This is a genomic window from Onishia taeanensis, from assembly GCF_013349955.1.
GTDB lineage: Bacteria > Pseudomonadota > Gammaproteobacteria > Pseudomonadales > Halomonadaceae > Onishia > Onishia taeanensis_B.
Window position 1 is genome coordinate 393,965 of record NZ_JABVXC010000001.1, and the last position, 20,376, is coordinate 414,340.

A 20,376-nucleotide genomic window follows, 5' to 3' on the forward strand; every position below is an offset into this window, starting at 1 on the left:
GCGTCCAAAGGCTCGCTCTTAACTCCAGGACTGGGAGGTCCCTTGTTCCCCACTCTCAAACCCGCCGGCGAAGGCCTGCGCACCCGGATCTTTCAGGTCATCTTCGAATCGGATACCCGGCTGGCCAAGGGCTTCGATATCGTGCTGATCGGCCTGATTCTGGCAAGCGTAACGGTGGTGCTGCTCGACAGCGTACCGAGCTATAACGCCGCCTATGGCCAGTTGTTCGCGGCAGCGGAATGGGGCTTCACCGGGCTTTTTACGCTGGAACTGCTGGTTCGCCTTTACTGCCTGGAGCGACCGGCCCGCTACCTGAGAAGCTTCTACGGCATCATCGATCTTATTTCGATCCTGCCGACCTGGCTGGTGCTGCTGCTTCCCGGCGCACATTCGCTGGTGGTGATCCGTCTGCTGCGGGTGTTGCGCATCTTCAGGGTCCTCAGGCTGATGCAATTCGTCGGCGAAGGCCGGCTCTTGATCGAGGCGCTCAAGCGTAGCTCGCATCAGATCCTGTTGTTCCTGTTCACGGTATTCATGCTGGTGACCATCTTCGGCTCGCTGGTCTACATGATCGAGCCGCCGGAGGCCGGCTTTACCAGCATTCCCAAATCCATTTACTGGGGCATCGTCACCCTGACCACGGTCGGCTATGGCGACATCACCCCCACCACGCCGCTGGGCCAGTTCATCTCGATGACGGTGATGCTGATGGGTTACTCGATCATCGCCATCCCTACCGGGGTGTTCTCGGCCGAAGTGATCCGCTCTATCCGTGCCGATCGCTATTCCGATGAAGCCTGCCCGGGTTGCGGCTACGACCGCCACGAGGAAAAAGCCAAGTATTGTATGAAGTGCGGAACCTGGCTCGACGAAAATACCGAAGACCCACGCGAGGCCGAGCGTCGCGAAGAAGCAGAGCGAGAAGAAGAGGAAGCGCGAGCGAAAGAAGAGGACGACGATAAGGCCCCGGATAAGGCCCCGGATAAGGGCTCAGAGAAGGACTAAGACTCGCGGGACAGCCGGGGCGACACCAGCGCTGGCGCCGCCCCGGCAGCAGTTCAGACCTGGAAGGGTGCCAGATCGCCACGCCCTTCGCGCACAATCACCGGCGGCAGGTCGCGCAGATCGATCACGCTGGTCGGTTCCAGGTGGCAGGCGCCACCGTCGATGACCAGGTCCAGATGGGCGCCGAAGCGCTCGCGGATCTCCTCCGCATCCGTCATCGGCAACTCCTCGCCGACCGGAATCAGAGTCACGCTCATCAACGGCTCACCGAGCGTCTCGAGCAGCGCGTGGGTGATGCGATGATCCGGCACCCGCACGCCGATCGAGCGGCGTTTGGGATGCAGCAGCAAGCGTGGCACCTCGCTGGTGGCATTGAGGATAAAGGTGTAGGGCCCCGGCGTATGAGTCTTCAGCAGCCGGAACACTGCGTTGTCGACCTTGGCGTAGGTACCGATCGTCGACAGGTCCGAGCAGACCAGGGTGAAGTTGTGCTTGTCATCCAGCGAGCGCAGCCACTTGATCTTCTCGATGGCCTTCTTGTCGCCCAGGTGGCAGCCCAGCGCGTAGCCGGAGTCGGTGGGATAGGCCACCACGCCGCCCTTGCGGATGATCTCGGTCGCCTGGTCGATCAGGCGCTTCTGGGGATTGTCGGGGTGCAGCTGGAAGAATTGCGTCATGCTCGCTCCTGAGTTGCATGATCCATGATGATAAACCGCAGGTCAGGCCGCCTCAGCGAGAAGCGCAGCCAGACGGGGGTGCTGCCAGACGGGGCGCAGCGCAGTGCGCGGCACCGGGCTCATGCTGCCCGGCGCCACCGGCCCACCGGGAAAGTGAAAGTCGCTGCCCAGCGAGCCATACAGGCCCCGTTCATCGAGCTGGCGTGCCAGGTCGCGGGTCACATCGGCGTTCTGGAAACCGCTGACCAGCTCGCAGGCCTCGCCGCCGGCGGCGGTGAAGGCATCCAGCAGCAGCCCACGCTTGCGACGGGTCAGGCCATAGCGCAGTGGATGCGCCAACACCGCCACACCGCCGGCATCATTGATCCACTCGACCACCTCGGACAGGTACGGCCAGCCGGCCTTGACGTCGCCGCGCTTGCCGCTGCCCAGATACTTCTTGAAGGCCGTACCCATGTCCTTGACCAGGCCATCGGCGACCATCGCCCGCGCGAAATCCGGGCGTCCCAGTGGACGATCACTACCGGCCTGGGCTCGCGCCTTGGCCAGGGCATCGTGAAGCCCCAGCTTCTCCATGCGTCGGGCGATCTCTTCACCGCGAGTCACTCGCGCCTTGGCCTGCGCCTCGAGGCCAGCGACCAGGCTGCCCTGCGCCCCCTGGGGCAAAAGGCCCACCACATGAATGTTCATGCCCTGCCATTGCGATGACAGCTCGAGCCCCGGCAGCAGCGTCATGCCCAGCGCATCGGCGGCCTCTTGCGCCTCGGCAACGCCATCCAGGGTGTCATGATCGGTGAGCGACAGCCGGGTAAGGCCACGCTCATGGCACAGCGACATCAAGGCAGCGGGCGACAGCGCACCGTCAGATGCCGTGGAGTGCATGTGAAAGTCGATGCCCTGGGCATCGGCAAGCGGAGTCTCCGCCTGGAAAGCGGGAGCAGCGGGTGTGGGAGGTGACACGTGAGTCTCGTTCATCGGCATGACGCCGGCAGGCGACTTTGTCAGAATAGGACTACCATGGTGCGCGCCGCGCCGGTTGCGGTCAATTTCAGGTGCGACGGCGCCTTCCTGCCCCATCCATCGAAGGAAACTGCGATGCTCTACGCCATCATCAGTGAAGATGTGAATAACAGCCTCGAATGGCGCATGGCCGCCCGTCCCGACCACCTGGCCCGCCTCGAGAAGCTGCGCGACGAAGGCCGCCTGGTGCTGGCCGGCCCGCACCCGGCGGTTGACGCCGAAACCCCGGGCGACGCCGGTTTCAGCGGCAGCCTGGTGGTCGCCGAATTCGAGGATCTGCCCACCGCTCAGGCCTGGGCCGACGCCGACCCCTACGTGATCGCCGGCGTCTACGCCAAGGTGACCGTCAAACCGTTCAAGAAAGTGCTGCCCTGAACGACGCCCGAGGCCGCCTGTCGCCCTCCTTATCCACCCGCGTTTTCCACAGCCAGTTTTGCACAGTGGCTGTGGAAAAGTTTGTTGAAAGCCCGCGGACGCCTTGCCATAAGTCAGCCAAGACGCCCCGTTGGCGAAACTGGTTATTTTTTAACCAGCCGTGTTTGCATTATGGCGACTCGCAGCAGCGCTTTCACGAAGAGCGCTGTCTATAAAACCCCGTCTGAACAAGCCCTGTCCCGATAAGCCTGACCCCGATTCATCCTGCCGATTTCCGGAGCCCAAGCCTTGAGTGCCGCCGACGACCGCCCCGCCCCCCTGCCTCCCCTGGCCGCCCTAGACGTCGCGCACCTCGACTGGCCGAGGGACGACACCAACAGCGAGGCGCCCCACTCCAGCGCTTTCGATGATGTCTACTTCTCGCGTCACGACGGTCGCGCCGAGACCGAGCACGTCTTCATCAATGCCAACCGCCTGCCCGAGCGGTTTGCAGCCTGGCAGGGCCCGCGGCCCTTCGTGATCGGCGAGACCGGCTTCGGCACCGGCCTCAACATGCTGTGTGCCTGGGCCGCCTTCGAGCGTCACGCGCCGGCCACGGCGCGGCTGCATCTGGTCTCCACCGAGCGCTTCCCGATGAGCCGGGACGACCTCGAGCGGGCACTGGCCGCCTGGCCAGATTTTCACGACAAGGCGGGCCGCCTAGCGGCCCAATGGCCGGCGCCGCTGGCCGGCGTGCATCGGCTGCATTTGAGCGCACGAGTGACCCTGGACCTGCACTTCGGCGACAGCGCCGAGCGCCTGGGCCAGCTCGATGGTCGCGTCGATGCCTGGTTCCTGGATGGCTTCGCGCCGTCCAAGAACCCGGATATGTGGCAGCCCGCGCTCTTCACCGCCATGGCCCGCGCCAGCCGGCCAGGCGCCACCCTTGCCACCTTTACCTGCGCCGGCGTGGTCAAGCGCGGCCTCACGGCAGCAGGCTTTGCCTGGCGCAAGGTGCCAGGGCACGGGCGCAAGCGCGAGATGCTCGCCGGCGAAATCGACGCGCCACCCCACCATGACCCTCGCCCAAACACGCCCTGGTTCACGCCGCCCTCGGCGCAGCCCGCTCGACACGTCGCGGTGATCGGCGCCGGACTCGCCGGCACCACGGTGGCCGAGGCCCTGGCGCGACGCGGCGTGGCGGTGACCCTGATCGAGCGCGAGGCCCCCGGCGCCGGCGGCTCGGGCAACCGCCAGGGCGCGCTCTACGTGAAGCTCGCCGCCGAGACCAACGCCCAGAGCCGGGTGTATCTCTCGGGGCTCCTGTACAGCCGGCGCTGGCTGACGACCCTGGACCCTGAGCGCACCTTCTGGGACGACTGCGGCGTGCTGCAGCTGGCCACCAACGAGCGGGAAGCCAAGCGCCAGGCGCGCTTTCTCGCCAACCATACGCTGCCAGAGGACGTCGTCGCGGGCGTTGACGCCGAGGCGGCCTCCGCGCGCGCGGGGGTGGCCATCGACTCGCCGGGGCTCGACTATGCCGGCGCCGGCTGGGTGCGGCCGGATCTATTGTGCGCCCGCCTTGCCGCGACGCCGGGCATCACCCTGCACCGAGGCGAGGTCAGCGAAATCACGCCAGGTGCTCGCCCCGCGACACATGAGGGAGGCTGGACGCTGACGCTCAAGGACGACGAGACAATCGTCGCCGATCAGGTGGTGGTGGCCACGGCGGCGCTGGCCAACCGCTTCGCACAGACCGCCGCACTGCCGCTGCAGCCGATCCGCGGCCAGGTCAGCGCCGTCAGACTGCCCAAAGGCATTGACCTGCCAAGGCTTTCGCGGGTGATCTGCGCCGGCGGCTATGTGCCCCCGGCGACGGACGGCATACTGAGCTTCGGCGCCACCTTCGCGCCCCATGACACCGACACCGCCCTGCGCGAGGCCGATCATGCAGCGAATCTTGCCGAACTGGAGGCGAGCCTGCCGCACTTCACGGCGGCACTCAGAAAGGCCGGCGTCGACCTGGCGCCGGAACAGCTCGACGGGCGGGTGGCGGTCCGCGCGGCGAGCCCCGACAAGACCCCGTATGCCGGCCCGGTGCCGGACGCCGCACGCTGGCGCGAAGACTATTCGGCCCTTGCCAAGGATTCCCGGCGCATCCCCGACACGCCAGGTTCCCATCACCCGGGGCTGTGGATCAGCGCCGCCCACGGCTCTCGCGGGCTTGCCAGCGCCCCGCTCTGTGCCGAGGTGATCGCCTCACGCATCTGCGACGAGCCGCTGCCGGTAGAACGCACCCTGGCCGACCACCTGCACCCGGGCCGGCGCTTGATCAGCGAGCTGATCAAGGGACAATCGAAGGCTTGATGGGTTACCCCCCTGGAACGCCGACGCCCCGGCCATGGCCGGGGCCGGGGCGTCGGAGTACGGGCTGAACGAGAGATCGTTCAGTACTGGTCGTCTTGATGCTCATCGTAGCGGGCATCGATGATCGCCGTACCCGCCGCCGCGATCAGCACGATCATCACCGTGCCCAGCACCCAGGCGAAGTACCAGGCGCCACGCTCGCCCAGCACGATGGTCAGGGCGATCGCCACCACGGCGACGAGCAGCCAGAAGAGAAAGATCAGGACATGTTTCATGGTGCGCTCCGCAATCAGTAGGCGTGTTCGTCGTGGGCGATCGATTCCGGCGTCACCTTGCCGCGCATCACCCAGAAGGCCCAGCTGGTGTAGATGGCGATGATCGGAATGAAGACCAGGGTGAAGGCCAGCATCCAGCCAAGCGTCCCCAGGCTCGAGGAGGCGTCCCACACGGTCAGGCTGTGGCTAGGCTCGCTGGACGACGGCATCAAAAACGGGAACATCGCCGCGCCCAAGGTGACCAGGGTGGCGGCCCAGGCCAGCGCGCCCAGCCACCAGGCCAGGTGCGACAGGCCGGCGCGCGCCGCGGCGATGCCGCCCAGCACGGCCAGGTAGACCGCCGCCGGAACCAGCCACAGCGCCGGATGCGCCACATAGTTGGCGAGCCAGGCGCCGGACGCGGTTTCCACCGTCTTGTTGAGCGGCAATGCCGGGCCGGCCGGATCGCCCCCCGCGGTGATCTCGTAGCCATGCATCATCGAAACCCAGATGCCGCAGATGGAGAACACCGCCAGAGCCGTCAGACCGGCGACGGTGACCAGCCGGCAGGCGCGCTCGCGAATCACCCCGGTACCGCGATTCATCACCATCGTCCCGCCCTGATAGAGCGCCAGCGCCAGCGACATCACCCCGCACAGCACGGCGAAGGGGTTGAACAGGGTGATGAAGCTGCCGGTGTAGTAGGAGATCATGTTCCAGGTGAAGTGGAAGGGCACGCCTTGCAGCATGTTACCCATCGCCGCGCCGAAGACGATCATCGGCACCGCGCCGGAGACGAACAGCATCCAGTCCCAGGCCCCGCGCCAGCGATCACTGGGCAGCTTGCTGCGGTACTCGAAGCCCAGCGGACGCACGATCATCGACCACAGCAGCACCAGCATGACCACATAGAGCCCCGAGAAGGCAGTGGCGTAGATGGTCGGCCAGGCGGCGAACACGGCGCCGCCGCCGAGAATGAACCACACCTGATTGCCGTCCCAGTGCGGGGCGATCATGTTGATCACCGCGCGGCGCTCGCCGTCGGTGCGGCCCAGGTAGCGCAGTGCGGCGCCGACCCCCATGTCCATGCCGACCATCACCGCCAGGCCGATCAACAGCACGCCCAGCAGTACCCACCAGGTCACCTTGAGTAGTATGTACGGATCCATGGCTTAGGCCTCGCTCCACTGGGATGAATGACGTTGGGTCGGTTCGACAGGCGATTCGCGCCTGTCTTCGCTCGGCCCCAGGCGAATGAATTTCACCATCAGGAACATCTCGATGACGATGAACAGGGTGTAGAGCAGTACGAAGCCGACCAGCGAGAAGATCATGTAACCGACGCTGTGGGTGGAAGCGGACAGCCAGGTCGGCAGCTGACCGTAGACCGTCCACGGCTGGCGACCCAGTTCGGCAACGATCCAGCCTGCCTCGTTGGCGATGAAGGGCACCGGAATCATCCACGGTGCCAGGCGCAGGAACCCGTTATGCCGATGCAGGGTGCCGCGCAGCGAATAGATGACCGCAAGGATCAGGAAGGCCATCATCAAGAAGGCCGCCACCACCATCACCCGGAACGACCAGAACACTGGTGCCACCGGCGGGATGGTATCGGCCGCCGCCTTGGCGATCTGCGCATCGGTGGCCTGGGAGACGTCCTCGACATAGCGCTGGACCAGCAGCGCATAGCCCAGGTTGTCCTGATGGGCGTCGAAGGTCGCGCGCGCCTCGGCATCGTCCGGATTTTCGCGCAGAGCCTTAAGCGCGGTCAGCGCCGGGATACCGTCGCGGATCTTCGCCTCGGCATCGACTTCCAGGTCGCTCACGCCGGGAATCGACTCGTCGAAGGTATGGGTGACCAGCGGGGTGAGCAGGTAGGGCACCTGCAACTCGAAGTCGTTGCGCTTCTCCTCCTGGTTGGGCCAGGCGATCAGATTGAAGCCAGCAGGCGCCTCGGCGGTCTCCCACAGCCCTTCCATGGCAGCCAGTTTGGTGGGCTGGGCACTGCCGTTGATGAAGCCCAGGGCGTCGCCCAGCGAAATCACGCCGACGGTGGCGAATACGCCGAACAGCGCGGCGACCCGGAAGGAGCGCTTGGCCAGTTCGATATGGCGGCGGCGCAGCAGGTAGAAGGCGCTGATGCCCACCACGAAGATCGCCGCGGTCACGTAGCCGGCAATGCTGGTATGCACGAACTTGGCCTGTGCTTCCGGGCTGAAGATCAGGTCGGGCAGGCTGGTCAGCTCCATGCGCATGGTGTCGGGATTGAACACCGAGCCGACGGGATTCTGCATGTAGCCGTTGGCGACCAGAATCCACAGCGCCGAGAGGTTGGAGCCCAACGCGACCATGTAGGTCACCAGCAGGTGCTTGCCGCGGGACAGCTTGCCCCAGCCGAACAGCATCAGGCCGACGAAGGTCGACTCGAGGAAGAATGCCATCAGACCCTCGATGGCCAGCGGTGCACCGAAGATGTCGCCGACGAAGTGCGAGTAGGTCGACCAATTGGTGCCGAACTCGAACTCCATGGTCAGCCCGGTGGCCACGCCCAGGGCGAAGTTGATGGCGAACAGCTTCGACCAGAAGTGGGTCATCTGGCGATAGATATCGCGGCCGGTGATGACGTAGATGGTCTCCATCGTCGCCAGCAACACCGATAGCCCCAGTGTCAGCGGCACGAAGAGATAGTGGTACAACGCCGTCGCCGCGAACTGAGTCCGCGACAACTCGATGACGGTGTCTAGTTCTTGCATGGCGAAAGTGCTCTCTATGATCCCTGCTGCGAAACCGGCGCCCGATGCGAGACGCAAGCGAGACCGGGGAAAGATACCCAATCAGGGTAAATCAATGCCCGGACAGGCTTTTTGACCTGCATCAAGGGCCATTCAGGGGGTGACCTCGGCCGGCCGCGGCGCGGTGTCGCAGGCACTGTCATAATCACTGACGCCCCCCGACAGCCCACCGACGGCCAGACGCCGGTAATCGGCACAGTCGCGCGCAAGGGTGGCATGATCGCCCGCGGCCAGCAGGCGGCCGTGCTCGAGCATCAGCACGCGGTCGACCTGGCGCACCCAGGCCATGTGGTGGCTGATCAGCAACAGCGTGCGCCCCGCGAGATAGCCGTCGAGGTTGCGCCACAGGCGGGCCGCCGTGGCGTTGTCCAGCCCCTCGCAGGGCTCGTCGAGTATCACCAGCGGCGCGTCGCGCAGCAGCGCCCGGGCGATGCCCAAACGGCGGATCTGGCCACCGGACAGCTTGAGCCCCTCCTCACCCACCAGGGTGTCGTAACCCTCTGGCAGTGCCAGAATCTCGTCATGCAGGCAGGCCAGCCGCGCGGCCTCGATCATCGCGTCCTCGTCGGCCTCGGGGGCGCCGATCAACAGGTTGTCGCGCACCGAGGCGTGGAACAGATAGATCTTCTGCGGCACATAGGCGATGCGGGTGCGCAGGTCATCGCTGCAATAGTCGCCGATCGGCCGGCCGTCCCAGTAGAGCGTGCCACGCTCGGCCTCGACCAGCCGCAGCAGCAACTGGGCGACGGTACTCTTGCCGGCGCCGCTGGGCCCGACCAGGGCGACCCGCTCGCCCGGCGCGATGGCCAGATCCAGGCCATCCAGCGCCGCCGCGCCCTCAGGGGCATGGCGCACGCCGACGCCCACCAAGCGCAGCGCGTCACTGGCCGGCGCCTCAAGCGGCGTTTCGGGCTCGGTCACCGCCGGACGCAGCGCCTCGAAGGCGCGCAGCCGACGCGTCGCCGAACGCACCTGGCCCAGTGCCTGCCAGGCCCCGGGCAACTGGGCCACGGCCTCGAAACAGCCCATCGCCAGCAGCACCACTGGGGCGAAGTCCACCGCGTCAAGCCCCGGCGACTGCAGCCGCGGCACCATCAGCCAGGCGGTGGCCAGCACCGCCAGATGGGTGAAGACCAGCACCCCGGCCTGAGACAGCCCCGAGAGCCGCGACAGGCGTGCCTGACAGGCGATCCAGCGCCGCCCCAGGGCATCTACCCGGCGCCGGCGTTGGTCAAGCACACCGAACACCGTCAGCTCGCCGAGGCCTTCGACCGCGTCGACCACCTCGGCCTTGAGCGCCGCGCCGACCTCGACCGCCTCGGCCCCGGGGCGCCGTCCGAGCCGCTCGACCAGCGCCGGCAATAGCGCCCCGGCCGCCAGCAGCAGCGCCAGATCGACCAGCGCCACCGCCGGGCTGTAGACGGCGAGCACGGCCACCGCCCCGGCCACGCAAACCAGCGCCACCACCGCGGGGGTCAGCAGTCGCAGGTAGACGCTGTCCAGGGTGTCGATGTCGGCACGGATGCGCGCCAACAGGTCGCCGTTGCGCAGGCCCTGCAACTGCAGCGGCGAGAGCGGCTCCACCTGACGGTAGAACCGCACCCGCAAGCCGGTGAGCAGGCGCAGCGTGGCGTCGTGGCTGACCAGTCGCTCGAGATAGCGCCCGCCGGTGCGGGTGATCGCCAGGCCGCGAATCAAGGCTGCCGGGGTGAAATAGTTGAAATCCGCCGCAACGAGTCCCGCCGCCGCCATGCTGGCCAAGAACCAGCCCGATACGGCGAGCAGCGCCATGTTGGCGGAGACGGTCACCACGCTGAGCAGGATGCCCAGCGCGAAGTAGCCGAGATAGGGCCGGGCCAGGGTCAGCCACCAGCGCAGATCGCTCATGACAGCGCCTCCCCGGCAGCATCCGAGACCAGCCGGGCATAGAGCCCGCCGGCCGCGAGCAGCTCATCGTGACTGCCCTGCTCGCGGACGCGTCCGTCCTCGAGGACCACGATGCGATCGGCGTGGCGCACGGTCGCCAGCCGGTGGGCGATGACCACCAGGCTACGGCCCTCACCCAACGCCTTCAGGGCCGTGACCAGCGCGCGCTCGTTGTCGGCATCGAGGTGGGCGCTGATCTCGTCGGCGACCACGAAACCGGCGTCACGCACCAGGGCCCGGGCGATCGCCAGACGCTGCGCCTCGCCGCCGGACAGGCGTACACCGCGTTCGCCGAGCGGGGTGTCGAGCCCCTGTGGCAGGGTCGCGACGAAGTCCTGTGCCTGTGCCAGCTCGAGCGACCGCCACAGCGTGGCATCGTCGACGCCTCTCCCCAAACAGAGGTTGTCGCGCACGCTGCCGAAGAACAGTCGCGGCTGCTGCGGCACCCAGGCCAGCGTCTCGCGCCAGGCGACGATGTCGATCTCGTCCAGGGTCACGCCATCGACCGTCACCGCGCCGCGGTCAGGGCGCAGCAGGCCCAGCAGCATCAGCGCCAAGGTGCTCTTGCCGGCGCCCGAGGGGCCGACAACCGCCACCGTCTCGCCGGGGGCAATGCTCAGCGAGACATCATCGAGCGCCGGCTTGCGCGGAACATGCGTGTCGCCGGCGGAAGCGTCATCGCCGCGAGCAACGTCGTCGGCGGGATAGGCATAGCCGAGCCCGGCCAGCTCGACCCGCGGCACCCGCCCCGCGCCGAGGCCGTCGCGCCGCGTCCCGGTCCACTCGAGTGTCGGCGCGTCGAGCAGTTCGACGATGCGCTCGGCGGCCCCGAGCGCTTCCATGCGTGCGTGATAGACCCCGCCCATGTTGCGCAGCGGCAAATAGAACTCCGGCGCCAGCAGCAGCACCAGAAAGCCCGACTCGAAGTCCAGCTCGCCCCACAGCAGCCGGAAACCGATCAACACCGCGACCAGGGCGATGCTCACCGTGGCCAGGAACTCCAGGACCAGCGACGAGATGAAGGCCAGACGCAGGACCTGGAGCGTGCTGGTGCGATACTCCTCGGAGAGCCGTTCGATCAGCCGCGCCTCGCGCCGGCCCAGGTTGAAGACCTTGAGCGTGGTCAGCCCCTGCAAGGCATCGAGGAAGTGCCCGGAGAGCTGGCCCATGCGCCGCCACTGGCGCTGGTTGAGCTTCTCCGCGCCCTTGCCGATGAAGATCATGAACACCGGGATCAGCGGCGCGGTGACCATCAGGATCAGCGCCGAGACCCAGTCGATAGGCAGGATCACCGCCAGGATCGCCAGCGGGATCAGCGCGGCCAGTGCGGTCTGCGGCAGGTAGCGGGCATAGTAGGCCTCGAGCTGCTCGACGCCGTCGGCGACGGTGTTGACCACATCGCCAGTCTGCGCGCCGCGCTGCCAGACCAGCCCCAGCGCCTGCAACTGGCGCATCAGGCGCTCGCGCACCGCGAGCTTGACGGTGCTCGCCGCCGTGAAGGCGAAGTGTTCGACGGCATAGATCAGCCCGGCGCGCAGCAGCAGGATCGCCAGCATGGCAGCGAACGCCGGCCACAGCCTGGCGAGTGGCGCCTGCTGGAAGATCGCGCCATCGGCGACATGGGCGAGCAGGGTCGCCTGGATGATAAGTAGCACGCCGCTGGCGAGCCCCAGGCCAATGGCCCAGGTAACGGGCGTGCGCACACGACGGCTCTCCTGCTTGAGCCAGCCGAGGGGGTTGGTCGTTGTGGTTTGCATCGTAGAGCCGGAGTCAGGGAGTCAGTCTTTAGAAGGGACGCATCGTGGTCCGTTTCGGGCCCAGTCTACGCGTTGCGCTTGGTCATCCCTTGACCTGCATCAACCTGGCTCGCGATGCATTGCCTCGTAGGCCTCGACGGACCCGCCGGCGGCCCACCGCTGGATAAGGTGGCGACCCGCGACCCGGCCATGGCGCAGCGAAGCGAGAGACACGATAAGGAGAGAGACAGTCAGGGAGACACACTCAGGGAAGGGGCATGGCGCGGGGGGATGCGTCATGTGCGATGTCTGGAGCTGGGCCAGCGCCGGTCGAACGGCGACGGCCCAGACGATACGGAAGGCCGGGACGCCGCGGCGGCGTCCCGGTGGAGCTTGGGCTCAGCTCAACTTGGGCATGCCGGTGATATAGCCCACCGCCGCACCGAAGCGATCCTTGTAGTTGGCGCGCACGTAGGGATCCAGAGTATCGCGGACCTTGTCGTGCAAGGGGCTATCCCAGTCGCCGGGATGCTGGAAGTTGCTCATGATATAGGTCCAGCCATTGATCGCATCAACGGCCTGTAGGCCGGTGGACTCGGCACCGGCCGGACAGGACAGCAGACGGGTCAGGTCACCGCTGTCGACGTTGTAGGCCCACAGGAAGTTGTTGACGTGATTGCCGCTGTCTTCGCCAATGAACAGGGTGCGCAGCGCCTCGGAGTACTTGATGTTGTCGGGGTTGGCAATGCGTTCGGCATGCGCCGTGTTGCCCAGCGCGTCGGGCTCGGCCAGATCCTCACCGATGAGGTTGGGCGGCACCGCCATGTGCACCGACATCCACTCGCTGTCGATGGGCTGGCCATCGCTGTCCTTCTGCCCACCGCGCAGGGTGTGCTCGTAGACCGCGCCGGCGGCCGGGCCTTCGACATGGATATCGCTGCTGCCGTCGGTCATGCTCTTGTAGACGTAGGACATGGCCGAATAGGCCTTCTTGTCGGCGGCATTGACGGTGGTGCCTTCCATCTTGGTAAAGCCCATGGAAGCGCCCATCAGGGCCGCGTAGCGATGGGTCTCGAGGAAGGCGGCGGCCTTCTCCATGCCCGGCTGCAGCTTGACCCAGTTGACCTTGCCGCTGAAGGGAATGCGGGTGAAGCTATCGTCGTTGGGATCCTCGGTGCGGATATCCATGATATCCGTCGCCTGGATGCCCTCATCGATCATGGCCTTGATCTCGGCACTGCTGGCGTGGCCCAGGCGAATCCAGCTGATATCGCCGGCGCCGGGCCCCTGGCCCGACACCTGGGTCCACTTGCCCACGTACAGGGTGCCGGACGACAGATCCCGCGGCTTATCGGCGACGAGCACGAACAGGCCACCGTTGGTGGCGTCATCGCCCATCAGCACGGTGCGCTCGTCGGGCATCACCTGAATCAGCTCATGGGAGATGCGTCCCATGTTGTAGTGTTTGACGAGGGTGCCGCTGCCGTCGGGATTCACGGTCACTTCCGGCAGATGACCGTAGTCGTAGGGGTTGCCGCGACTCTCGTCGCCGAACAGATGCCTGCAGAAGCTCTTGAAGGTGTCGTCCGGCGCCGCGGCATCCGGCTCGTATTCTTCGCTCGACAGGTGGGTGCCCCAGGGCGATAGGCTGGCACCGCAGGTGATCCACAGGCCGTTGACCGGCGAGGTATCGACATTGTGGTATTTGACCAGCGACAGCTCGCCGGTTTCCGGGTTCTGATCGAGGGTCAGCACTGCGATCGGCGAGGGTAACTGACCGTACATCCCTTCTTCAGCACCGTTGCGGGTGGTGTACTCGAACTGCACCACGGCGAACACCGGGTTGCCATACACGCCCTCGACCTGAGGGTTTTCGACCGTCAGCAGGCTGGTGCCATCCGGGCAGTCGGAGAAGAACTGACGATTGCCGGCCGTGGGATCCAGGATCGGCTGGTTATCGATATCGTAATAGCCGCCGGCGACCACGGTATCGCCCTTACCGTCGGGCACACGATCACCGGTGATGAAGAAGGGATGATAGGCCAGCTTGACCTGACGACTGGTGCCATCGCTCATCTTCAGTTGCATGGCCGAACCGATGGTGGTGGTCGCCATCGCGGCCGGATTGCTCAATGAGGGCGCCGCCATGGGCAGGAACTTGACGGACGTCACTGTCGCCTCGCTCTCGGCGAAGGCTGAAGTGCTGGTTCCTAGGCTGGCAAGCCCCCCGGCGAGGGGCAGCAGGGGCGCGCCCGCCATGAAGCTGAGGAGACGGCGGCGATTTCTATCGACAGACTGGGTCATTGGAACGTCCTTGGTCATCAAACGGATCGAGATCATCACGGGTAGCGATCATGTCAAACGACGACGCTCTAGCCTCCCGGCGAGCACCGACGCCGCTGACCGGCACTAAGCATAGTCTCTAGGTTTGATGACGTATCGCTGACAGTTCCATGTCCGCTGGATGCAACCACCAAGACGGAACCAAGGACTAGGCGGAGCCTTTATCCCCTTTGTGCACCCGTGGCCTGGGCAGGCTCGCGGCCGATTTCCGCCATGACCCAGCGCATGATCTCGCCGATCAGGGCGCTGTGAGCATAACGGGTACGTAGAATATAGCCGTGGCTCTCACGGCGGATCGGCGGCGCGAGCGGTATCAGGCTACCGTCCTCGAGCGCATCCTGGACCAGCAGGTCCCAGCCCAGGGCGATGCCCTTGCCGGCCTGGGCCGCGTTGATCAGCAGCGGATAGTTGTTGTACTTGAAGACGGCTCCCCGCTCTTCATAGGGCTCCTCATAGGGCACCCCGGCCAGGGCGCTCCACTGCCGCCAGTCGATCCAGCGCGAATTGCGCTCGTCCATATGCAGAAGCGGCAACGCCGACCAGCGCGGTGGGGTGTCGCCCTCGAGCAGGCCATGCTGGGCCGCGAAGGCGGGGCTACAGACCGGAAATACCTCTTCCGGGGTGAAGATATCGTCCTGCTCGCTATCACGGTCACAGTGAATGGCGATATCGGCACGGTGGTCCTGATCGTCTTGATCGACGGCCAGCACCTCGATATCCACCTGCGGAAAGGCCGCCTCGAGCCTCGAGAGCCTGGGCAGCAGCCAGAGATGCGCGAAGCCGAAGTTGGCGGCGATCAGCACCCGTTGGCGGGTCGAGCGCGCTCGGGCTCTGAGCGAGTGAACGGCGCTGTCGATGCGGTTGAGCGCAGGCGCGATGTCATCATAGAAGCGCAGCGCCTCTCGGGTCGGCGCGAGGCCGCCGCCACTGCGCTCGAAGAGCACCAGCCCTACCTGGCTCTCTAGCCCGCGAATGCGTTGGGAGATCGCCGGCTGGGTGGCACCAAGCGCCTTGGCAGCGGCGGTCAGCGACCCCAGACGAATGGCGGTTTCAAAGGCGATGAGCGCCTTAAGGCTAGGCAATGACTCGTCGATGTTGGCCATAAGGCAACTCTATGGGATGCATAAGATGGGCGCGCCTTCCCGGCATTTGCGCGATGCGTAAAATGCCCAGCCACACGTTCCGTCAGAGCCGAGATGATGTCAGAACCCGCTTTTCACGTCCAAGAATCCCCCGCCAAGGTCTTCGCCATGGACGCTGCTGGCACCCGCACCGAGCTGCCGGCCCTGTGGCTTCGCGAGCGCTGCCAGGAGCCGGAGAGCCTGGATGTCGCCACCCAGCAGCGCCTGTTCAACCCTCACCACCTGGATGAGAGCCTGACGCTGGTAGAAGCCGAGCTTATCGGCGACCAGGAGGTACGTCTGTGCTTCAGCGACGGCCACAGCGGGCGCTACGATCTGCGGCATTTCGCCGATGACTTCGACGATCGCGACGGCCTGCCTGCCCCGCGGCTCTGGGACAGCAGCATCGACTTCGCAAGCATCACCTGCGACTGGGAGAAGATCGACGATCATGACTACTTCCGCGATGCCCTCGAGACCTACCTGCGCCATGGGGTGATCATCCTCAAGAATGTGCCCACCGACGGCGCGCGCCTGGTCGAGGTAGGCGAGACCTTCGGTCATGTCCGTTCGACCAATTTCGGCAAGTACTTCGAGGTCTGCTCGCGCCCCGCGTCCAACGATCTGGCCTATCGCAGCGTGCCCCTGGCACCGCACACCGATAACCCCTACCGCGACCCGGTGCCCGGTATCCAGCTGCTGCACTGCCTGACCAACGAGACCACCGGCGGCTTGTCGACGCTGGTCGATAGCCTCGCCGTCGCCGAGCAGCTACGCACGGAGGACCCGGAAGGCTATCGTCTGCTGGCCACCGTGCCGGTGCGCTTCCGCTTCATCGACGACGGCGTCGAGCTGATCGAACGCCGGCCGATGATCCACCTCGATGCCATGGGCAAGATGGACGGCGTGCACTACAGCCCGCGCCTGGACTACCTACCGCTGATGGACGAGCAGAGCACCAAGGCCTTTCATCGTGCCCGGCGCCGCCTCGGCGAGCTGTTCGCCCACCCGGACTATCAGATCCAGTTCGCGCTGGGCGACGGCGAGCTGATGATGTTTGACAACAACCGGGTGCTGCACGGCCGCACCGCCTACGATCAGAACGAAGGCTTCCGCCACTTGCAGGGCTGCTACATCGATCGTGACGGCCCCACCGGCCATTACCGGGCAATCGTCAAGCAGGCGCGTGCCTTTCAAGCCAGCGTTTCAACCGAGAGCGTGACTGCCGCATGAATACCGTGAATTTCACCCAGATGAAGGATGGCACCAAGGACGAGTACATGATGCTCGGCGAGCTCGAGGAGCGCTTCGTCGAGGGCCTGCCCGAGCGCATCCTCGAGGCACTGAAGGCACTCGAGAACACCCTCTCCGGCTACCGGGTCTCGCGACTCGATCATGTGCTGCAGTCCGCCACCCGGGCCGAGGACGACGGCGAAGACGAGGAAATGATCGTGGCGGCGCTGATCCACGACATCGGTGATGACCTCGCGCCCCACAACCACTCCCAGTACGCCGCGTCCATCATCCGCCCCTATGTGCGGGCCGAGGTGACCTGGATCATCGAGCACCATGGGCTCTTCCAGAACTACTACTACATTCACCACTTCGGCGGTGATCCGCTGGAGCGCGACCGCTACCAGGACCATCCCTGGTATCAGCGCTGCGTCGACTTCTGCGAGCGCTGGGACCAGGCCTCCTTCGACCCGGACTATCCCACCCGGTCGCTCGAGCACTTCGCGCCCATGGTCCGGCGCATCTTCAGCCGCCCGGCCTTCGATCCGGCCTATGTCGGCGACGAAAGCGCTCGACACCAGTGAGGCGCTTGATAACCACAGAGTAAAAACGACGCGGCCCCTGCTGGTGCAGGGGCCGCGCTTGCATCCTGGATTCGAGCTTCAGCCAGTGCTTCGACGCATCAGGCCGACAGCCGCCGCAGCAGAAATACCAGCGGCACGCTGAACACGTAGATCAGCCCCATCCAAGTGAAGATGTCGTTGAAGGCCAGCACCTGGGCCTGTTGGGAGACCCTCTGTACCAGCATGCCAACGGCCGCGTGGTAGGCATCGGGCACCGAGCCTGCGAGCATCGCCTGGTACTTGGCGATTTCCGCCACCACCACCTCGCGGCCAGTATCGATGGCCGGGGCCAACTGGTTCCAGTGAAAGTCCTCGCGGATGTCGCGCACCGTATCGAGCAGCGCCAGCCCCATGGCGCCACCGAGGTTGCGCATCACGTTGAAGAGCCCACTGGCATTGCCCACCTCGCCGGGTGGCAGCGTGCCCAGCGCGATGCGCGAGGCCGGGATGATGCACATGATCAGCCCCATGCCGCGCACGATCTGCGGCACGCAGAACTGCCAGAACCCCGACTCCACGGTGAGGTTGGCGTTCATCATGGTACCCACACCGACCAGCGCAAGGCCCAGCAGCAACAGCACCCGCAGGTCGAGGCGATTGGAGGCCTGGCCCACTAGCGGCGCGCACAGAAACATCGTCAGCCCAGTGACGAACATCACCTGGCCGATCTGCAGGCTCGAATAGCCGCGCACATAGCCGAAGAACAGCGGCATGATATAGACCAGCCCGTAGAGGGCGATGCCGATGATGAACCCCATCCCGGCGCCGATCGCGAAGTTACGATTGGCGAAGGCGCGCAGATCGACGATCGGATGGTCGCTTCGCAGGGTGCGGGTGAAGAACCACACCCCGGCCGCCAGACAGGTCAGACTGAAGATGATGATACGGTCGCTGGCGAACCAGTCATCGCCCGGGCCCTCTTCGAGCACGAACTCCAGCGAGCCCAGAAATACCGCGATCAGCACCAGGCCGATCAGGTCGAGATTGCGCGCCACCGCATGGTTGGGCTTGTCGATATCGAGAAAGCTCCAGGCAGCCCAGCACACCAGCAAGCCGGGAATCACGTTGGCCAGGAACAGCCAGTGCCAGCTCATCGTCTCGGTGATATAGCCGCCTACGGTGGGGCCGATAGAGGGCGCCATGGTGACTACCATGCCAATCACCGCCTGCACGCTGCCCATCACTCGCCGGGGAAAGATCGAGAAACTCACCGCCTGGGTGATCGGGATCATCGCCCCGCCCATGAAGCCCTGGATGGCGCGCAGCACGATGAGTTGCTCGATGGAAGTGGCCAAGGCACAGCCGAGGCTTGCCAGGGTGAAGCCGGCACAGGAAAGGGTAAAGGCCACCCGGGTCGAGAGAATACGCATCAGCATGCCCGACAGCGGGATCATGACGATTTCGGCGATCAGGTAAGAGGTCTGTACCCAGGAGATCTCATCTTCGCTGGCCGAGAGGCCGGACTGAATCTCATTGAGCGAGCTGGCGACGATCTGGATGTCCAGGATCGCCATGAACATGCCAAACACCGCGGCAATGAAGCCGACTCGCTGCCGCCAGGGCGGCATGTCGCTGACCGACGCCGCGGAGGCTGAGGCGGCCGGATTCCCGGACCGCTCGCTCACGAGCCGGCCTGAGCGTCAGAGGGAGTGCCTGCTGCCTGGGCCACGCCTTCATCGGGAACACCGTCGTCAGGGGAGCGCTGGTCGGTGTCCAGGCCGCGAGTGTCCACCTCAGGCACCGCCGACAGCCCGGCGCGCAGCTGGTCGAGCGACTCAACGGGGCCGGTGATGCGGATCTTGACCGGCACCCGCTGCACGATCTTGTTGAAGTTGCCGGTGGCGTTGTCCTGGGGTAGCAGGCTGAACTCGGTGCCGGTGGCCGGCGACAGGCTATCGACCACGCCCTCGAAGGTGGTGTCCGGATAGGCGTCCAGGTGTACCTCGACCGGCTGACCGACGCGAATCCGCTCGAGCTGGGTTTCCTTGAAGTTGGCCGCCACATAGGCCGACTCGATGGGCACCAGTTGCAAAAGCGTCAGCGACGGCTGGGCCAGGGTGCCGGCCTCGACCCGCAGATTGCCGACGACGCCGTTGCGGGGAGCGACGATGCGCGTCTTGTCGAGCTGATGGCGAGCATAGTCGAGATCAGCGTTGGCGGCGTCGAGGTTGGCTTCGGCACGGGTCACGTCGCTTTCGGCGACCGCCAGCTGACGCTTGGCCGAGACCACCGCAGCACGGCTCTTGGCCAGATTGGCCTCGGCGACCCGCAGCGCCGCCTGGTCGTCCTCGCGCTGCTGGCGGGAGCCGTAGTTGTTGACGGCAAGCGATGAAGAGCGCTCGAGATGCTGGCGGGCCTGGTCGACATCCGCCTGGGAGGCCTCTATCTGTGCATTGGCCTGATCAATGGCCGCCTGCTGCAACGCTACCTGGCGCCGAGACTGGACGATCGAGGCCACCGCGACCGCCTGCTGGGCCTTGGCCTGGGAGACCTGATCGCGATAGGTCTCGGCGTCCAGGCGCACCAGCAAATCGCCCCGCTCGACCGTCTGGTTGTCGTCCACGGCTACCTCGGCGACCCGCGCCGATAGCTCGGCGCGCACGGCCACGCTGTCGGTACGCACATAGGCATTGTCGGTCTCTTCGATGAAGCGTCCGGTCTGCCACCAGCCCAGGCCCCACCAGCCAAGCGCCGCCAAGGCGATGAGCCCCGCCAGCGCGACCAGCATCTTGCCACTCGATTTCCCGCCGGTCCGCGTATCTGGGGGCGCGACCGAAGCGTCGCTCTGGCTAGCGACCGAACCCTCGCGCTGGTCCGAGGTTTCACCCTGATTGGCATCCGATGTCATGGCCACTCCTCAATGCATGTCGTCCCGACGGGCGTCTGTGGAAAGTCGGCTCTTCGGGAGGGAAGCCCTTTAGTGTA

General features: G+C 65.7%; 16 protein-coding genes. 5 read left to right on the top strand and 11 right to left on the bottom strand.

What is annotated here, in order from left to right:
* Positions 1-42: 42 nt before the first annotated feature.
* Positions 43-1,005 (top strand): ion transporter, encoded by a 963-nt coding sequence (locus HUS66_RS01800; RefSeq protein ID WP_175069253.1) that lies wholly within the window; start codon positions 43-45, stop codon positions 1,003-1,005.
* 53 nt (positions 1,006-1,058) lie between these two features.
* Here the strand turns inward: HUS66_RS01800 and HUS66_RS01805 are convergent, their stop codons facing one another.
* Together HUS66_RS01805 and HUS66_RS01810 are read right to left on the bottom strand one after the other, a co-directional pair.
* Positions 1,059-1,682 (bottom strand): L-threonylcarbamoyladenylate synthase, encoded by a 624-nt coding sequence (locus tag HUS66_RS01805; protein ID WP_175069254.1) that lies wholly within the window; start codon positions 1,680-1,682, stop codon positions 1,059-1,061.
* 42 nt (positions 1,683-1,724) lie between these two features.
* Positions 1,725-2,564 (bottom strand): PHP domain-containing protein, encoded by an 840-nt coding sequence (locus HUS66_RS01810; protein WP_254628662.1) that lies wholly within the window; start codon positions 2,562-2,564, stop codon positions 1,725-1,727.
* A 213-nt stretch (positions 2,565-2,777) separates the two neighbouring features.
* Between HUS66_RS01810 and HUS66_RS01815 the strand changes: the two genes are divergently transcribed.
* Together HUS66_RS01815 and mnmC are read left to right on the top strand one after the other, a co-directional pair.
* The gene (locus tag HUS66_RS01815) at positions 2,778-3,077 is read left to right on the top strand and encodes a YciI family protein (protein WP_175069256.1); all 300 of its coding nucleotides are present in this window, start codon (positions 2,778-2,780) and stop codon (positions 3,075-3,077) included.
* Between the two features lie 288 nt (positions 3,078-3,365).
* On the top strand, positions 3,366-5,423 hold the full coding sequence (gene mnmC, locus HUS66_RS01820; RefSeq protein WP_175069257.1) for a bifunctional tRNA (5-methylaminomethyl-2-thiouridine)(34)-methyltransferase MnmD/FAD-dependent 5-carboxymethylaminomethyl-2-thiouridine(34) oxidoreductase MnmC: 2,058 nt from the start codon (positions 3,366-3,368) through the stop codon (positions 5,421-5,423).
* A gap of 80 nt (positions 5,424-5,503) precedes the next feature.
* Here mnmC and HUS66_RS01825 read toward each other — a convergent pair whose 3' ends face one another.
* The 7 genes from HUS66_RS01825 to HUS66_RS01855 all read right to left on the bottom strand — a co-directional run bounded on the left by HUS66_RS01825 (position 5,504) and on the right by HUS66_RS01855 (position 15,577).
* Positions 5,504-5,698 (bottom strand): hypothetical protein, encoded by a 195-nt coding sequence (locus HUS66_RS01825; protein ID WP_175069258.1) that lies wholly within the window; start codon positions 5,696-5,698, stop codon positions 5,504-5,506.
* A gap of 14 nt (positions 5,699-5,712) precedes the next feature.
* Positions 5,713-6,846, bottom strand: a complete 1,134-nt coding sequence (gene cydB / locus HUS66_RS01830; RefSeq protein WP_175069259.1) for a cytochrome d ubiquinol oxidase subunit II — start codon at positions 6,844-6,846, stop codon at positions 5,713-5,715.
* Positions 6,847-6,849: 3 nt separating this feature from the next.
* The gene (locus tag HUS66_RS01835; RefSeq protein ID WP_175069260.1) at positions 6,850-8,430 is read right to left on the bottom strand and encodes a cytochrome ubiquinol oxidase subunit I; all 1,581 of its coding nucleotides are present in this window, start codon (positions 8,428-8,430) and stop codon (positions 6,850-6,852) included.
* Between the two features lie 132 nt (positions 8,431-8,562).
* Complete coding sequence (gene cydC / locus HUS66_RS01840) at positions 8,563-10,356, bottom strand: thiol reductant ABC exporter subunit CydC (RefSeq protein ID WP_175069261.1); 1,794 nt, start codon at positions 10,354-10,356, stop codon at positions 8,563-8,565.
* Positions 10,353-12,152 carry a thiol reductant ABC exporter subunit CydD gene (gene cydD / locus HUS66_RS01845; protein ID WP_175069262.1) on the bottom strand — a complete coding sequence of 600 codons (1,800 nt, stop codon included), beginning with the start codon at positions 12,150-12,152 and terminating at the stop codon, positions 10,353-10,355. The genes cydC and cydD overlap by 4 nt, the downstream gene beginning before the upstream one ends.
* 378 nt (positions 12,153-12,530) lie before the next feature.
* Entirely contained in the window at positions 12,531-14,435 is a 1,905-nt protein-coding gene (locus HUS66_RS01850; protein WP_175069263.1) for a PhoX family protein, read from the bottom strand.
* Between the two features lie 200 nt (positions 14,436-14,635).
* Positions 14,636-15,577: a LysR substrate-binding domain-containing protein gene (locus tag HUS66_RS01855; RefSeq protein ID WP_175069264.1), complete on the bottom strand. Its 942-nt coding sequence runs from the start codon at positions 15,575-15,577 to the stop codon at positions 14,636-14,638.
* 93 nt (positions 15,578-15,670) lie between these two features.
* On the opposite strand from HUS66_RS01855, the gene HUS66_RS01860 reads away from it, so the two are divergent.
* Together HUS66_RS01860 and HUS66_RS01865 are read left to right on the top strand one after the other, a co-directional pair.
* Positions 15,671-16,828, top strand: a complete 1,158-nt coding sequence (locus tag HUS66_RS01860; RefSeq protein WP_175069265.1) for a TauD/TfdA family dioxygenase — start codon at positions 15,671-15,673, stop codon at positions 16,826-16,828.
* Complete coding sequence (locus HUS66_RS01865; RefSeq protein WP_175069266.1) at positions 16,825-17,412, top strand: HD domain-containing protein; 588 nt, start codon at positions 16,825-16,827, stop codon at positions 17,410-17,412. The genes HUS66_RS01860 and HUS66_RS01865 overlap by 4 nt, the downstream gene beginning before the upstream one ends.
* A 98-nt stretch (positions 17,413-17,510) precedes the next feature.
* Here HUS66_RS01865 and HUS66_RS01870 read toward each other — a convergent pair whose 3' ends face one another.
* Positions 17,511-19,076: a DHA2 family efflux MFS transporter permease subunit gene (locus HUS66_RS01870; protein ID WP_282847839.1), complete on the bottom strand. Its 1,566-nt coding sequence runs from the start codon at positions 19,074-19,076 to the stop codon at positions 17,511-17,513.
* Positions 19,073-20,299, bottom strand: a complete 1,227-nt coding sequence (locus HUS66_RS01875; RefSeq protein ID WP_175069267.1) for an HlyD family secretion protein — start codon at positions 20,297-20,299, stop codon at positions 19,073-19,075. The genes HUS66_RS01870 and HUS66_RS01875 overlap by 4 nt, the downstream gene beginning before the upstream one ends.
* Positions 20,300-20,376 lie beyond the last annotated feature (77 nt).

Coding starts and splice junctions, on each gene's coding strand:
- HUS66_RS01805 (WP_175069254.1), bottom strand. CDS start 1,682: ATGACGCAATTCTTCCAGCTGCACCCCGACAATCCCCAGAAGCGCCTG.
- HUS66_RS01810 (WP_254628662.1), bottom strand. CDS start 2,564: ATGCACTCCACGGCATCTGACGGTGCGCTGTCGCCCGCTGCCTTGATG.
- HUS66_RS01815 (WP_175069256.1), top strand. CDS start 2,778: ATGCTCTACGCCATCATCAGTGAAGATGTGAATAACAGCCTCGAATGG.
- HUS66_RS01825 (WP_175069258.1), bottom strand. CDS start 5,698: ATGAAACATGTCCTGATCTTTCTCTTCTGGCTGCTCGTCGCCGTGGTG.
- cydB (WP_175069259.1), bottom strand. CDS start 6,846: ATGGATCCGTACATACTACTCAAGGTGACCTGGTGGGTACTGCTGGGC.
- HUS66_RS01835 (WP_175069260.1), bottom strand. CDS start 8,430: ATGCAAGAACTAGACACCGTCATCGAGTTGTCGCGGACTCAGTTCGCG.
- cydC (WP_175069261.1), bottom strand. CDS start 10,356: ATGAGCGATCTGCGCTGGTGGCTGACCCTGGCCCGGCCCTATCTCGGC.
- cydD (WP_175069262.1), bottom strand. CDS start 12,152: ATGCAAACCACAACGACCAACCCCCTCGGCTGGCTCAAGCAGGAGAGC.
- HUS66_RS01850 (WP_175069263.1), bottom strand. CDS start 14,435: ATGACCCAGTCTGTCGATAGAAATCGCCGCCGTCTCCTCAGCTTCATG.
- HUS66_RS01855 (WP_175069264.1), bottom strand. CDS start 15,577: ATGGCCAACATCGACGAGTCATTGCCTAGCCTTAAGGCGCTCATCGCC.
- HUS66_RS01860 (WP_175069265.1), top strand. CDS start 15,671: ATGATGTCAGAACCCGCTTTTCACGTCCAAGAATCCCCCGCCAAGGTC.
- HUS66_RS01865 (WP_175069266.1), top strand. CDS start 16,825: ATGAATACCGTGAATTTCACCCAGATGAAGGATGGCACCAAGGACGAG.
- HUS66_RS01875 (WP_175069267.1), bottom strand. CDS start 20,299: ATGACATCGGATGCCAATCAGGGTGAAACCTCGGACCAGCGCGAGGGT.